Source organism: Luteibacter sp. E-22, assembly GCF_049913125.1.
In the GTDB taxonomy this organism is placed as follows: domain Bacteria; phylum Pseudomonadota; class Gammaproteobacteria; order Xanthomonadales; family Rhodanobacteraceae; genus Luteibacter.
Window position 1 is genome coordinate 2,332,189 of sequence record NZ_CP183975.1, and the last position, 13,276, is coordinate 2,345,464.

Genomic DNA, 13,276 nt, shown 5'->3' on the forward strand with positions numbered 1-13,276 from the left:
TGGTTTCAATATAAAACCAGTTGTCTTTTAGCAGACAAGGTTTTACCTTGCAACCATGGTCAAGCGAATCACCCATGAAGACTCGGCGTGCGGCGTCGCGCGCCCGCTGGATGCGATCGGTGACGGCTGGTCGCTGCTGATCGTCCGCGATGCGTTCGGCGGCCTGCGCCGCTTCGGCGAATTCCAGAAGAGCCTGGGCCTGGCCAAGAACATCCTGGCGGCCCGGCTGAAGCACCTGGTGGCGTACGGCATCATGGATGCGGTGCCCGCCTCGGACGGCAGCGCCTACCAGGAATATGTGCTCACCGAAAAAGGACGCGGCCTGTTTCCCCTGCTCGTCGCGCTAAGGCAGTGGGGTGAGGATTTCTTCTTCGAACCGGGCGAGCGGCACGTATCCCTCGTGGATCGTCAGGCGGGGCGCCCCGTCGCGAAAATGCGGCCGCGTTCCGAAGATGGGAAGGTCCTGCAGCCGGAAGACACCGTCGTCACGATGCGCCCCGTGCGGGGCGGCAAGCGGAAGACCGACTAGCAGGACATTACCTTGCCGGGGAATAAACCCCGCCGTCGCACACGATGCGCGATGATCCGCACCCACGAAAGCCGGACTCGACACGGGACGGAACATGCGCACCCTGTCTTCGCCAGTGCACCGATACATCACCGTCGACGATACGCAGCTCTTCTACCGCGAGGCGGGGCCGGAAAATGCGCCGGTGTTGCTTCTGCTTCACGGCTTTCCCTCTTCGTCCGTGCAATTCCGTCACCTCTTCTCCCGCTTGGCCGATCGCCGGCGGCTTGTCGCACCCGATTTTCCGGGCTTCGGTTTCAGCGCGGTCCCCGACCACCGCCATTTTGCCTACACCTTCGAGCATTTCGCCGAGGTGATCGGCCGCTTCATCCAAACCATGCAGATCGAACCCCGCGCCGTATACCTCCACGATTACGGAGCACAGGCCGGCTACCGATTGCTGGCAAACGGAACGGTGCGGCCAGCGGCCGTCATCATCCAGAACAGCGAAGCCTATTTCGAACCCGGACGCACGGACGCCTGGTCGGCGGCCGAAACCTATTGGCGCGATCCATCGGCTGGCAATCGGGAAAGCATGCGCGCTTCACTGCTCAACGAGAGTGGTATCCGCCGCGAATTCGTCGAAAACCTTCCCACGCATATCGTCGAACGCATCGATCCGTCCGTGATTCGCCTCGCCTGCGATCACATCCGGAGGCCGGGTGTCACCGAGGCCATGCTCGATCTTCATCGCGATTATTCGAGCAACGTCGCGTTCTATCCGCAGGTCCAGGCCTGGCTGCGCCAGTCTCGGGTTCCCACCCAGGTCCTGTGGGGAAAAGGTGACCAGTATTACGGGCCGGAACAGGCGGAGGCCTTTCGCCGCGACGTCGAGGACATCACGATCGACTACTTCGACGGCGGGCACTGGCTTGTCGAGACGCATCCGGAGCACATCGCCGAAGCCGTCCATGGCTTCTTGCAGCGCAACGTACCGTCTTAGCCGCCGCGAACGGCCGCCTCGATCTTGGCGATATCGATCTTGCGCATCGACATCATGGCCTCCATCGCCCGCTTGGCGGTGGCGCGATCAGGGTGGCTCATCGCCGCGAGCAAGGCGCGTGGCGTGATCTGCCAGGAGTAGCCCCAGCGGTCCTTGCACCAGCCGCAGACACTCTCCTCGCCGCCACCGTCGACGATGGCGTTCCAGTAGCGATCCGTTTCGGCCTGGTCGTCGGTCAGGATCATGAAGCTGACCGATTCGTTGGCCTTGATGTCCGGCCCGCCGTTGATGCCGACGAAGGCCTGGCCGAGCACGGTGAACTCGACGATCAACTCGGTGCCCGGCGGGCCGCCAGGATGGTCCGTCGCGGCACCCACATGGCTATCCGGGAATGTCGCCGCGTAGAACTCCGCGGCCTTGCGCGCTTCGTCGCCATGGAACAACAGACAGTTCGTGAATTTACCGTCGGTCATCTCGCTTCTCCGTGGTCGGGGGTGGCATCCCCCGCGACTTTAGCCACACCGGCCGGACGTGTCGAACCCGCCGGAAACGCGCACGTCAGCGCCCGCCTTGTGACGCGATGCCGCACAAAATGAGATCGACCCCCGCGAGGAAGTCGGCACGGTCGTCGTGCTCGCGCATGCGATCGGCGACGCTGCGCGTGAAGGGATAGTCGTTCGGGTCGAGTTGGGACCAGACGGTTGCCATCGCTCCCAGAAAATCAGCGCGGTCGATGTCGTGCGCACGGGCGAATTGTGTGTTTGCCGCGTTCTGTCCGGCAACACCCAGGATGTAGTGCAACAGCGCCGACGCTGCCGTCCACTGGCCTTCATCGGACAGGCCAAGGGCACGGACCTGCTGGCCCAGGCATTCGACGATCCGCAGCATGGGCGCCTGCCCCGCCGCGCGCGTGAGTGTCGAGCCGACCCAGGGATGCGCATCTATCGCGTCGAACAGGCCGAGGGCCAAGGCGCGGATGGTGTCTTCAGGCGAGGCTCCGGCCGCGCACGGCGCCATCGTGCGCGCGACGACCGCATCACAGGCTGCGGTCAGCAAGTCGCCCTTGTTCTCGACATGCCAATAGATGGCGCCGGCCCCGGTCGCCAACCGCTCGGAGAGCGCGCGAAAGGTCAGCCCGCCTTCTCCACGGCTGTCCAGGAGCGCGATCGACGCCTCGATGATGCGGTCCCGCGATAGCGATTCTTCTCGTCGTACACGTTTGCCCATGCCCCGTATGTTGACATAGATGGAACGCCGTTCCAATATGATGGAATGACGTTCCATAACGACGAAAGCTACGACGCGATCATTTCCGGCGCCGGCCCGGTGGGCCTGTTCCTCGCCTGCGAGCTGGCCCTGGCCCAATGCTCCGTGCTGGTGCTGGAAAGGGCCGAAGACCCCGACTCACCGCTGAAACGGGTGCCCTTCGGGATACGCGGCCTCTCGGCGCCCACGACCGAGGCCCTTCACCGGCGCGGACTGCTGCATGAATTGCAGACCCACAAGCGCATCCAGACTCCGCATCAACATGTTGGGCAGGGGCCGCGCCGGCAAGCGGGGCATTTCGCCGGCATCCCCTTTCACGACGACGACATCGACACCGCTCGATGGACCTATCGCCTGCCGGGTTCGACGCCCACCCATTTGCTGTCGGAAATGGAAGAGCTTGAATCCGTACTGGCCCGGCGCGCGGAAACCCGTGGCGTTCGCATCCTGCGGGGGCATGCCGTGACGGGCTTTCATCAGACCGGGCATGGGGTTGCCGTGCATTCTCACGAGCGGGTTTTCGAAGGCCGATGGCTCGTGGGTTGCGATGGAAGCCGTAGCACCGTCCGCAAGCTGGGCGGCTTCGAATTCGCCGGTACCGAACCGGAGTTCACGGGCTATACGGCGAAGGTGGACATCGCCGATCCGGAGAAGCTGAAGCCGGGCCGCAACATGACGCCCCGCGGGATGTACCTGCAGTCGCAACCGGGTCACCTGGCGATACAGGACTTTGACGGCGGTGCGTTCCATGCGGGCGGAATGCCCATCACCCGCGAACACGTGCAGGATGTCTTGAGGCGCATCTCGGGCACCGACGTGACCATCGACGCCTTGCACATCGCGACGACATGGACCGATCGCGCGCGGCAGGCCACGGCTTATCGCAAGGACCGCGTTTTCCTCGCAGGCGACGCCGCACACATCCATTCGCCACTTGGCGGCCAGGGGCTCAACCTGGGTCTGGGCGATGCGATGAACCTCGGTTGGAAGCTTGCCGCGGCCATCAAAAACAAGGCACCCGCCGGCCTGCTGGACAGCTATCAGGCGGAACGGCACCCGATCGGCGAGAAGGTGCTCGACTGGTCACGCGCACAGGTCGCCATCATGCGACCCGAGCCGCACGCCCGCGCGCTGAACGCGATCGTCCGCGACCTCATGGATACGCGCGACGGCGCGACTTATTTCGCTGGAAAAGTGTGGGGCCTTTCCACCCGGTGCCCCTTCGGCGACGGGCATCCCTTGCTGGGCCTCGGTGTTCCCGAGTTCGAATTCGAAGACGGCAGGACGATGGGTGAGCTGATGCATGACGGCCGTGGTGTCCTCCTCGATTTCGGGAAAAACGTCTCGCTCGAAAGGTTCGCCGGCGAATACGGCGATCGCATCGCCTATGTCACAGGCCGCCCGAAGGCATCCTTCGGACTGAGTGCCCTCTTGATACGCCCGGATGGGTACGTCGCATGGGCTTCGGAAAGCGCCCCCGATGTCGGCGAGCTGGACGAAGCAGCTGCCCGCTGGTTCGTTCGTGGAGCAGGCTCATGAAGTCCCCTATCGCCATCGTCGGTGCCGGCCTCGGCGGCCTGACGCTCGCGAGAATCCTTCACCTGCATGGCATCGCAGCGACCATCTATGAAGCGGAAGCCTCGGCGGACGCTCGCATGCAAGGAGGAATGCTCGATATCCACGAGTACAACGGCCAGCTTGCCCTCAAGGCCGCGGAACTCTACGACGCCTTCCTCGGGATCATCCAGACGGGTGCCGATGCCCAGAGGGTGCTCGACAAGCACGGCACCGTCCTGCTCGATGACCTGGACGAGGGCAACGGCAGCCGGCCCGAAGTGCACCGCGGCGACCTTCGCCGCATTCTGCTCGACTCACTTCCCACCGGGACGATCCAGTGGGGACACAAGCTAACCACGGCGAGTCCGATCGGTGACGGACGGTATTTCCTCACGTTCGCCAATGGCTCGACGACGACCGCCGGGCTTCTCGTGGGTGCCGATGGCGCCTGGTCGAGGGTCCGCCCTCTCCTCTCCAGCGCCACGCCTGCCTATCTCGGCACGTCGTTCATCGAGACGTACCTTTTCGATAGCGACACTCGCTACAAGGCCACCGCGGAAGCCGTGGGTGGCGGCACGCTGCTGGCGATCGCTCCGGGCAAAGGCATCCTCGCGCACCGCGAGGCCAACGCCACGTTGCATGCCTACGTGGCATTGAACATGCCTGAAGAATGGCTCGCCGGCATCGACTTCTCCGATCCGGCGGCCGCATTGGCGCGCGTCGCGGAAGAGTTCGACGACTGGGCGCCCGAACTGACCACGCTCATCCGGCACAGCGAAACCCCACCCGTACCCCGCCCCATCCATGCCCTCCCCATCCACCACCGCTGGGATCGCGTGCGCGGCGTGACGTTGCTCGGCGATGCCGCACACCTGATGTCACCCTTCGCCGGTGAAGGTGCGAACCTGGCCATGTTCGACGGCGCGGAGCTGGCGAAGGCCATCGTCGCCCATCCGGAGGATGTCGAAGCCGCGCTCGCCGCGTACGAGAAGGACCTCTTTCCTCGCAGCGCCACCACGGCGGCCGAGTCGGACCAGAATCTCCGGCTGTTCTTCAACGACCGCTCACCCTGGAGCGTGGTGGAGTTTTTTGCCGGTCACCGGATAGCCGGGTAAACGTCCTTACGCGGAGGCTAGCTGCCGCTCCAAGGCGTCATGTGCCCGCCTCGACGCTTCGACGTCCACACGATCGGCCAGCGTTTGGACGAGTCGACCTAATTGGCTCGCCGAAATTCCGATATTCATGCAGATGCGCATGTGCGCCTGCAGTTGCGACTCCACTCCGGACAGCGCCGCCAACATGGAAACGGTGGCGAGTTCACGGCTTTGCCAGTCGAGGTTGTCGCGCTCGAAGATGTCGCCGAACACATGAGTCTTGATGTATTCGTCGACCGCCGGCGCGAAATCGAATACGGGTCCCTTGACGGGGCCGCCCGCCAACCGGGTCTGGTTGGCGGTTCCCGCGGCAAGCAATGCGTCGCCCTTGGGGATGGCGCGGCTCGGGGGCTGTCCGGCCACGTCACGGATGCCTCGTTCCTTGCGCGACTCCAACACCTTCATGAAGGCGCCGAGGGCACTGAGGCTACGTGGGAAGCCCGCGTACGCGTAGACCTGTACCAGGATTTCCCGCGTATCGCTCACGGCCAGGCCGGCGTCGAGTCCTTGTTCCAGGGCCACGCTCAACTTGTCGATGCCGCCGGTGGCGGCGAAGGCGGCGATGGGGACGATGGCTTGTTGGTGAACAGAGAGGGTTTCGGATGCCGCTGATTCTTGGGTCATATGGAGTGAAGCCTGCGTCCCTACGAAACGTAATGCCCGGAAATCTATTACGTCGGCTGTTCATTCGGAAGACCGCGAATCCGCATGCGGCTATGCGGATGGCTCACTAATCGCTGGCCAGCATCAGCGGCCGACGGGCCTGCCTGGGCGATATCGATCGATCACCGCGGCGTCTGCCCCACCATTTCCCATAGCCTGGGAAACGGCATCTATGATCTCGATCCACACGCCGGGCTGGTTCAGGACAGGCATCTCCCTGGCCAGCACATTGCTCAACTCGCCATGGTTCTGCTCGATCGAGCGCAACACACGGTCCGCCTGCTGGTCGGGCATCTCGACCACTTCCTTCAGCGCGGCGCGCGCGCGCGCATGGCTGCGGAGGTAACGCGACTCTTCGCGCATCTGTTCAGTCAATGTCCGACCGATGATATTGGCCAGGAAGACCACATGCGGCCCGAGGTCGGGATAACGCCATAGTGGCCTAGCCTGATTTTCACCATGAAAAGCGAAGTTGGACACCACGCCATCCGGATATGTGGTTTGCATGGGTTCGAAGACGACGTCCTCGCGTACGGCTTGCATCAGCGGCCTGGACACCTGGTCAAGCACCCTGTCATAGGCGCGACGCTCACCCGCGTCGTCCGTGATGACTGCCGAGATCGGCAGGATTACTGGATCGGGAATCGCGCCGTCGCGTCGCAGTACATCGTTGACGAGGAACCGATGCACGCGACCGTTGCCGTCAGCTAAGGGGTGGATGTATACGAAGCCAAAGGCGGCGACGGCGCTGCGCATCACTGGCGACTGGCCTTGCGTCTTTTCGAGGAAAACCTGCAACCCTTCGAGCATCGCGCTGACCTCGTCGGCCGCCGGTGCGACGTAATGCACGATCTCCTGGTACCGCACGGTTTCGCCAACGAACACCGGCGACTGGCGTACCCCAAAATGAGTGACCGTCGTCCGGCCGCCCAGGATCTCCTGCTGCAACCCGGCAAGAGCCGCATCACTCAGGGGCGCGTCACCCTGCCCGGTACGCCGTGCCATCACGTCGGCGAAGCGCTGAACCCGTCCCACGCGGTCGGCCTCGCCTTCAATGGCGAAGCTGGCCTTGCTCTCGCGCAAGGTCATCCAGACCGCCGCTCTCAGCAACAGGTCCTCACCAAACTCGACTGTCAATTCGTCAAACAAACGAGGCACGTCCAGCATGGCCGCCCTCGTCATCGCCTCCGTCTTCACCACGATAGGGCAGAATTCGCGGTTACCGGGCAGGTTGTCATTCACCCGCCAGCGCTGCACCTTGATCACCCGGTCGCGGGATGCAGCCACCAACTTGCCATCGTCGATGACATCGACATAGTTGCCACCCAGCCGTTCAGGCACGTCCAGGACATCTCCTGTCAGCCACTCATATAGGAACGACGCACGACGCGCGTACTGCCCGGTGGGCTCGGCCGCGATCCAGGCTTGGACGATACCTCGTCCCATCCGCTCAAACAGACGGGCCAGGAATTCGAGATGGGGAACCTCGTGCCGCAAGTGGAACTGCAGATGCGCTGCGGGCTCCGCGGCCGGTCGCATGGCCTCGGTGTAGGTTTCGAGGCGAAAACCTTCATTGACCTGGGTTGCACGTCGCCCACCCACCTGGCTCATCACAGGCAGCCTTCCCAACGGCAGCACACCATAGGCTTGGCACAGCCAGCCGGCTCCGATGGGGTCTGTGGGCAAGTCGGTCATGATGTCTCTCTTGGACCAGGACGGTTTCCGATGCTCAAAACCGATTCTTACACGGATATATAGGTCGTCGGGCAAGTAAGCATGACTAAATATAATTAGAAACTTAAAATATTGCGTAAAAACGATTACAGATCCAGCCGCCTGTCCTGCTTCACTCGTCACCAGTCGGTGCCAGCAAGGGCATCGTTTGAGAGGAACAGCAGTCCATCTTGCCCGGCACGACCGCTGCCAGCCCCTTTGACTCTCCGTTCACGCTCGTGAACGAATGATCGAGAAACTGCAACGAAGAGGCCGACCCCGACCTCCAGAGAAACAAGCCATGCAAGGACGCATGCTGGATTCGATGCGACTCCCCCAAATCATCTGGCGAACGTTTCGACGTTTGCCATGAAGCCAAGGCGTGGGCACGGGGCGTTACCGGCTCTGAATTGGTCGGCGTTCGCCGCGTTGCGGGACACGGGTGACGTGGTGCCCTGGGGAGCGTCTGGGGTCGGAGGCGTGGCAAGCGACGACATTGCCGCCTTGACGGACCTGGTCGATATCGTCGGCAGTGGCCTTGCGTTCGCCGCACTCCGTTCCAACGGCGACGTGGTGAACTGGGGAGAAGTCACGGGCGCCGATATGGTGCCGCTTCCGACGATCACCGATGGTGTCAAGATCGTCGGCAGTCTTGGCGCCTTCGCGGCGCTGCGTGCCAACAGGCAGGTCGTGACATGGGGCCACGTGAACTATGGCGCCGAACAACCGGCGTTGGATGACGTCGTCGACATCGCCAATGCTGGATACGGCTTTGCCGCGCGCCTGGGCGATGGCCGTGTCACATCCTGGGGAAACGCGGGAAACGTTCCACCCGATATTGCGGACCTGACGGATATCGTCGAGGTGATTGGCAGCGAGAGCGCCTTTGCCGCACTCCGGGCTAACGGCAGCGTGGTTGCATGGGGCGATCCGGGTTTCGGTGGAGTGTTGACGGCGGAGATTGCCAGCCTCGACGACATCGTCGAGATTTCAAGTACGGCACGCGCATTCGCGGTGCTGCGAAAGAACGGGAGTGTGGCCGCCTGGGGCGACGCCGATCATGGCGGGCATCCAGGTATCCAGATCACTGGGTTGACGGATGTCATCGAGGTGGTAGGCAATAGCGCCGCGTTCGTGGCCCTACGAGAGAACGGCCGTGTGGAGGCATGGGGACATCCCGACGAAGGCGGTCTCCTGGCGGCCGACTCGCCCATCCGTAACCTGGACACGATCGTCCAGGTGGCTGGCAGCGGCGGCGCCTTCGCCGTCTTGCCCGCGGACGGTTGGCAGGTGATGGCGTGGGGCAATCCGAAGCATGGTGGATACTACGAGGACAACGGAATCATTCGGCAGGGTCGCGCCCTCTACGTGACGACCTTCGGATTTGCGGCACTGACCGATCAGGCGATGATTTCGACCTGGGGCGATGGCGAGAACGGTGGCGACAGTGACGCGGTGATAGATGAACTCGTCACCCGGGTGGGCTACCTGCAAACCTGACCATTCTTCCGTTGTTCCGGACCGTGCGGCGGCTTCGGCCGCCGCATCGATGGCATCACTACACTCCGTCCGCCGCTGAATCGAGCAGGCCAAGCCGAATCAGGCTCTCAGCCGTCGCAACAATAGCCTCCTCGCGCGGCCGCGGCGACCAGCCCAGCAGCCGCACGGCCTTTTCGCTGGTGGCATTCAGATTCACGCCAAGAAACGGAATTGCCCCTCGCAATGCCGGGTCCTTCAGCGCCCCCAGGCGTACCAGCCAGTCAGGCAACACCCGTGTCGATATCTTGCCGGTGGCCGCCCCCATCCGCTGTTTCAGTACCTTCGCCACATCCGCCAGCCACATGCTCTCGCCTGCGATCGCCAGGAAGCGTTCGCCCTTGGCGGCATCATGGGTCATGGCGCGCAGATGCAGGTCGGCCACGTCCCTCACGTCGACAAAGCCCGAATTGATCCTGGGATTTCCCGGTTGTCCGTCCATGAGATTCTTGATCAGACGAATGGAATGCGAATAGTCGGCTCCCAGCGCAGGGCCCAGGACGGCCACCGGGTTCACCGCCGCCAATTCCATGCCCTGCCCTTCGCGGGCGATGAAGTCCCAGGCCGCCCGCTCCGACAATGTCTTGGACTTCTGATAAGGCCAAACATGCTTGCTGGTCAGGTCGCTCCAGTCGGTCTCGTTGAAGGGACGTTTCATCGGCCCGTGCCCGGCGCAAATCGCGCCGAAAGCCGAGGTCAATACGACGCGCCTGACCCCGGCCTTGCGCGCGGCACGCAGTACTCGCAAGTTGCCATCGACCGCTGGCCTGATCCATTCCTCTTCGCTCGTTTGCGCACCCGTCGGCGTCGGTGAAGCACCGTGCATCACGTAGACGCAATCCGCGGCAGCTTCAGCCCAGCCTTGGTCCGCGCCCAGATCAGCGGTGACGAATGACAGGCGATCGCCCGGCTCGACTCCACCTGTCTTGAGGTTCTCGCGCACCTCGACCTCCCGAGCCAGCGAACGCACCGTGGTCCGCACACGGTAGCCGTGATTCAGTAGCGCCAGAATGCAGTGTTGCGCAATGAAGCCGGTTCCACCGGTGACGAGAACCTGCACGTCTTTGTCGTTCATGTCGTTTCCAGAATGGCCGTTGGCCGAAGAAGAAGGAGGCCGTTCGGGCGTCCGACGGGAACGACAGGTTAAGATGCAAAGTTCGCACTGTTAATGCTTTATAGTGCGATTAACTTGCGCGAACGTACGACCGTGAGCACCGATCCCTTCTCCGACATCCTCAAGTTCACGAATGCGAAATCGCTGGTGACCGGCGGCTTCATCGCAGGGGGTGCCTGGGCGATCCGTTTCCCAGCGCCGGACAAGATCAAGTTCTTCGCCGTGGTGAAAGGCGCCTGCTGGGTCCACATCGACGGCGAAGCCGAACCGGTCCATTTCGGAACAGGAGACGTGGGACTGATAACGGCAAAGCGCTCGTTCGTCCTCGCCAGCGATCTCGAAATCACGCCCGTGGACGCAATGAACGTGTTCTCCGGCACGGGCAGGACGACTGCCATATTGGGGGACGGCAATGACTTCGCCCATATCGGTGGGCACGTCCTGCTCGATCCTGCAAGCGAGCGGCTGCTGGCGGATGTCCTGCCGCCGTGGATCCACGTGCCGGCGGCGTCACGGCAGGCCATGAGTTTTCGGTGGCTTCTTGACCAGCTCGTGGAGGAGCGGGCGGCCGATCGGCCGGGAACGCAGCTCGTCGCGGCGCAACTCGCGCAGCTTCTCTTCATCCAGGTGCTGCGCGCCCACCTGGAGACATCCGGTCCCATGCCGGCCGGGTGGTTGCGTGCCTTGAGCGACCCACGCATCGCACCCGCGCTGCGGCTGATGCATGGCGACCCCGCGCGTTCGTGGCACTTGGACGAACTCGCCAGGGCATGCGCCATGTCACGAACGACATTCGCCTTTCACTTCAGGACGATCGCAGGCGTCGCACCGCTGGCCTATCTCGCCGAATGGCGCATGCGTCTCGCCGAACGCGCGTTGCGGGAGGAGAACACGCCGGTAGCGCTTGTGGGCCAGTCGCTCGGCTATACATCCGAAAGCGCCTTCAGCAACGCCTTCAAGCGCATGACCGGCCATTCGCCGAAAACTTATCGCAAGGCGTCACGGCTTCCAGGACGGTAGACCAGCCGCCGCCCACATCGACAGCTACAAAGCCATAAGCCCTTCAGCACATGGCTCAAGCCAAGCACGACATGCAAGAACGCCTGAAAGCGGCGGATACCAACGGCGACGGCTTTATCGACCGCCAGGAAGCCGACGCCAAGCTACCGCGCGTGGCCAAGAACTTCGACAAGCTCGACGCCGATCAGGACGGCAAATTGTCTCCCAGCGAACTCAAGCAGGCCTCCGAACTCGCGCGCCAACGCCTGGGCCGCTGAGCTATCGAAGCGATCGCCATGGATACTTCGCTTTTCGCCTGGCTGCTGGTACCGCTGCCGTTGTTCGCATTGATCGCCGCTGCCGAAGGATGGTTGCGGCGACGTAGCGGCCGCGATCACGACTGGAAAGCCTATTGGGCGTCGCTGGGCGATGCCTTGGGCCGCATGCTGGTCAATGGAGCGCTCAAGCCCGGTATTGTCGGGGCATTGCTCTATACGGTATGGGAGTGGCGCATCGCCACCTTCGCGATGGATCGCTGGTGGCATTGGACCCTGCTCTTCGTGGGCCAGGAGTTCTGCTATTACTGGATGCATCGTGCCGACCACCGCATCCGCTGGTTCTGGCTGAATCACTCGGTTCACCACTCGCCGAACCAGTACACGCTGTCGTCCGCGTATCGGCTCGGCTGGACCGGACAGATCACCGGTGCAGCGGTATTCTTCGCGCCGCTGGTGTGGATCGGATTTCCGGTGCCGCTGGTGGTCGCCGCGCTCGCGGTGAACCTGACGTATCAATTCTGGTTGCATACCGAACTGATAGGACAACTGCCGCGGCCGATAGAATTCGTGCTCAACACGCCTTCGCACCACCGCGTGCACCATGCCAGCAATCCCGATTACATCGATTGCAACTACGGCGGCGTGCTGATCGTGTTCGACAGGCTATTCGGTACGTTCCGTCGCCAACGTGAGGACGAGCCGCCGCGGTATGGCCTGGTGAAACCCCTATACAGCCATAACCCCTTCCGCATCGCCTTGCATGCCTGGATTCAGATGTTCCACGACATGAAATCCGTAAGGAATGGGAGAGAATGCGCGCGGGTCCTGTTCGGGCCGCCGGAAGGTTGATTTCTTGAGTCACAGCATTTTCTGACGCCAACCCGCTTTGGTAGCCACCGCGAGCACGGCGGCTCAAGACTTCGGTAGGCGCCACACTTCAGCAAGTGCCCACACCGCCGCGATCGTAACCGCAACGCTGCGAACCAGGTGCGAAGCCTGAAGCTGACGATAGGCCGCCTCGCTGTACCCGTGATCCTGCATGGCATCCTGCGCGCCCGCGGCCCAGGGCGTGCTGGCGATCGAGACGATCATCATCGTCGCGATGATCCACAATGTCCGGCGGGACATGCGTGCCGGCGCGCTCCACAACGCGAGGGTCCAGACCAGGCATGTCGCCGCGTAGGGCAGCACGACGATCGGCAATCGCCGCGTATAGCCCCTGCTGAATGCCTGGAAGGCAGCATCGCCATACGCGCTGATGTCCACGTGAATGCGGTACACGTTGAAGAACAGGAGCCAGCAGACGCCAACGGAGGACCATAGCAAGGCAACTCCGATAGCTTGCAAGGAGCTCGTGGCCGTCCCGGGGACGAAGCTTGGCGGCGAATGCCGCGTGATGGCCGCTGTCGCGACGGCTCCGAGATAAAGGAGCACGGAAACGGCCAGCATGGCGAGGAAGACGACGAAGTAAAGCGGCATGTACAT

The 13,276-nt window shown here is 62.9% G+C and carries 14 protein-coding genes; 8 read left to right on the top strand and 6 right to left on the bottom strand.

The window, feature by feature from the left end; genetic code table 11:
- The first annotated feature begins 55 nt into the window (after positions 1-55).
- Entirely contained in the window at positions 56-529 is a 474-nt protein-coding gene (locus tag ACN9M2_RS10400) for a winged helix-turn-helix transcriptional regulator (protein WP_426284670.1), read from the top strand.
- A 94-nt stretch (positions 530-623) separates the two neighbouring features.
- Positions 624-1,511: an alpha/beta fold hydrolase gene (locus tag ACN9M2_RS10405; protein WP_426284672.1), complete on the top strand. Its 888-nt coding sequence runs from the start codon at positions 624-626 to the stop codon at positions 1,509-1,511.
- On the opposite strand, the gene ACN9M2_RS10410 is transcribed toward ACN9M2_RS10405, so the two are convergent.
- Positions 1,508-1,984 (bottom strand): VOC family protein, encoded by a 477-nt coding sequence (locus ACN9M2_RS10410; protein ID WP_426284673.1) that lies wholly within the window; start codon positions 1,982-1,984, stop codon positions 1,508-1,510. The two genes, ACN9M2_RS10405 and ACN9M2_RS10410, sit on opposite strands and share 4 nt — an antisense overlap.
- An 85-nt stretch (positions 1,985-2,069) precedes the next feature.
- Positions 2,070-2,795 (bottom strand): TetR family transcriptional regulator, encoded by a 726-nt coding sequence (locus tag ACN9M2_RS10415; protein WP_426284674.1) that lies wholly within the window; start codon positions 2,793-2,795, stop codon positions 2,070-2,072.
- On the opposite strand from ACN9M2_RS10415, the gene ACN9M2_RS10420 reads away from it, so the two are divergent.
- Together ACN9M2_RS10420 and ACN9M2_RS10425 are read left to right on the top strand one after the other, a co-directional pair.
- Positions 2,784-4,316 (top strand): FAD-dependent monooxygenase, encoded by a 1,533-nt coding sequence (locus ACN9M2_RS10420; RefSeq protein WP_426284675.1) that lies wholly within the window; start codon positions 2,784-2,786, stop codon positions 4,314-4,316. The two genes, ACN9M2_RS10415 and ACN9M2_RS10420, sit on opposite strands and share 12 nt — an antisense overlap.
- Positions 4,313-5,449 (top strand): FAD-dependent oxidoreductase, encoded by a 1,137-nt coding sequence (locus tag ACN9M2_RS10425; protein WP_426284676.1) that lies wholly within the window; start codon positions 4,313-4,315, stop codon positions 5,447-5,449. Before ACN9M2_RS10420 ends, ACN9M2_RS10425 begins: the two co-directional genes overlap by 4 nt.
- 6 nt (positions 5,450-5,455) lie before the next feature.
- Here ACN9M2_RS10425 and ACN9M2_RS10430 read toward each other — a convergent pair whose 3' ends face one another.
- Both ACN9M2_RS10430 and ACN9M2_RS10435 read right to left on the bottom strand, forming a co-directional pair.
- Positions 5,456-6,112, bottom strand: a complete 657-nt coding sequence (locus tag ACN9M2_RS10430) for a carboxymuconolactone decarboxylase family protein (protein WP_426284677.1) — start codon at positions 6,110-6,112, stop codon at positions 5,456-5,458.
- Positions 6,113-6,235: 123 nt separating this feature from the next.
- Positions 6,236-7,846: a Fic family protein gene (locus ACN9M2_RS10435; RefSeq protein ID WP_426284678.1), complete on the bottom strand. Its 1,611-nt coding sequence runs from the start codon at positions 7,844-7,846 to the stop codon at positions 6,236-6,238.
- Between the two features lie 498 nt (positions 7,847-8,344).
- Between ACN9M2_RS10435 and ACN9M2_RS10440 the strand changes: the two genes are divergently transcribed.
- Positions 8,345-9,364, top strand: a complete 1,020-nt coding sequence (locus tag ACN9M2_RS10440; protein ID WP_426284680.1) for a hypothetical protein — start codon at positions 8,345-8,347, stop codon at positions 9,362-9,364.
- A gap of 58 nt (positions 9,365-9,422) precedes the next feature.
- On the opposite strand, the gene ACN9M2_RS10445 is transcribed toward ACN9M2_RS10440, so the two are convergent.
- The gene (locus ACN9M2_RS10445; protein ID WP_371021883.1) at positions 9,423-10,475 is read right to left on the bottom strand and encodes an SDR family oxidoreductase; all 1,053 of its coding nucleotides are present in this window, start codon (positions 10,473-10,475) and stop codon (positions 9,423-9,425) included.
- 132 nt (positions 10,476-10,607) lie between these two features.
- Here ACN9M2_RS10445 and ACN9M2_RS10450 point away from each other — a divergent pair, with 132 nt between their 5' ends.
- The 3 genes from ACN9M2_RS10450 to ACN9M2_RS10460 are packed head-to-tail and all read left to right on the top strand — an operon-like array spanning position 10,608 to position 12,640.
- On the top strand, positions 10,608-11,534 hold the full coding sequence (locus ACN9M2_RS10450; RefSeq protein WP_371021884.1) for an AraC family transcriptional regulator: 927 nt from the start codon (positions 10,608-10,610) through the stop codon (positions 11,532-11,534).
- Between the two features lie 50 nt (positions 11,535-11,584).
- Positions 11,585-11,791 (top strand): hypothetical protein, encoded by a 207-nt coding sequence (locus ACN9M2_RS10455; protein ID WP_426284681.1) that lies wholly within the window; start codon positions 11,585-11,587, stop codon positions 11,789-11,791.
- 18 nt (positions 11,792-11,809) lie between these two features.
- A complete protein-coding gene (locus ACN9M2_RS10460; RefSeq protein ID WP_426284682.1) occupies positions 11,810-12,640 on the top strand; it encodes a sterol desaturase family protein in 831 nt (276 codons plus the stop codon).
- Between the two features lie 63 nt (positions 12,641-12,703).
- On the opposite strand, the gene ACN9M2_RS10465 is transcribed toward ACN9M2_RS10460, so the two are convergent.
- Positions 12,704-13,270 (bottom strand): hypothetical protein, encoded by a 567-nt coding sequence (locus ACN9M2_RS10465; protein ID WP_371021887.1) that lies wholly within the window; start codon positions 13,268-13,270, stop codon positions 12,704-12,706.
- Positions 13,271-13,276 lie beyond the last annotated feature (6 nt).

Excerpts from the sequence above, each read along its gene's own strand:
- ACN9M2_RS10445 (WP_371021883.1), bottom strand. The coding sequence starts at position 10,475 with ATGAACGACAAAGACGTGCAGGTTCTCGTCACCGGTGGAACCGGCTTC.
- ACN9M2_RS10400 (WP_426284670.1), top strand. The coding sequence starts at position 56 with ATGGTCAAGCGAATCACCCATGAAGACTCGGCGTGCGGCGTCGCGCGC.
- ACN9M2_RS10415 (WP_426284674.1), bottom strand. The coding sequence starts at position 2,795 with ATGGAACGTCATTCCATCATATTGGAACGGCGTTCCATCTATGTCAAC.
- ACN9M2_RS10425 (WP_426284676.1), top strand. The coding sequence starts at position 4,313 with ATGAAGTCCCCTATCGCCATCGTCGGTGCCGGCCTCGGCGGCCTGACG.
- ACN9M2_RS10405 (WP_426284672.1), top strand. The coding sequence starts at position 624 with ATGCGCACCCTGTCTTCGCCAGTGCACCGATACATCACCGTCGACGAT.
- ACN9M2_RS10455 (WP_426284681.1), top strand. The coding sequence starts at position 11,585 with ATGGCTCAAGCCAAGCACGACATGCAAGAACGCCTGAAAGCGGCGGAT.
- ACN9M2_RS10420 (WP_426284675.1), top strand. The coding sequence starts at position 2,784 with ATGACGTTCCATAACGACGAAAGCTACGACGCGATCATTTCCGGCGCC.
- ACN9M2_RS10430 (WP_426284677.1), bottom strand. The coding sequence starts at position 6,112 with ATGACCCAAGAATCAGCGGCATCCGAAACCCTCTCTGTTCACCAACAA.
- ACN9M2_RS10460 (WP_426284682.1), top strand. The coding sequence starts at position 11,810 with ATGGATACTTCGCTTTTCGCCTGGCTGCTGGTACCGCTGCCGTTGTTC.
- ACN9M2_RS10465 (WP_371021887.1), bottom strand. The coding sequence starts at position 13,270 with ATGCCGCTTTACTTCGTCGTCTTCCTCGCCATGCTGGCCGTTTCCGTG.
- ACN9M2_RS10410 (WP_426284673.1), bottom strand. The coding sequence starts at position 1,984 with ATGACCGACGGTAAATTCACGAACTGTCTGTTGTTCCATGGCGACGAA.
- ACN9M2_RS10435 (WP_426284678.1), bottom strand. The coding sequence starts at position 7,846 with ATGACCGACTTGCCCACAGACCCCATCGGAGCCGGCTGGCTGTGCCAA.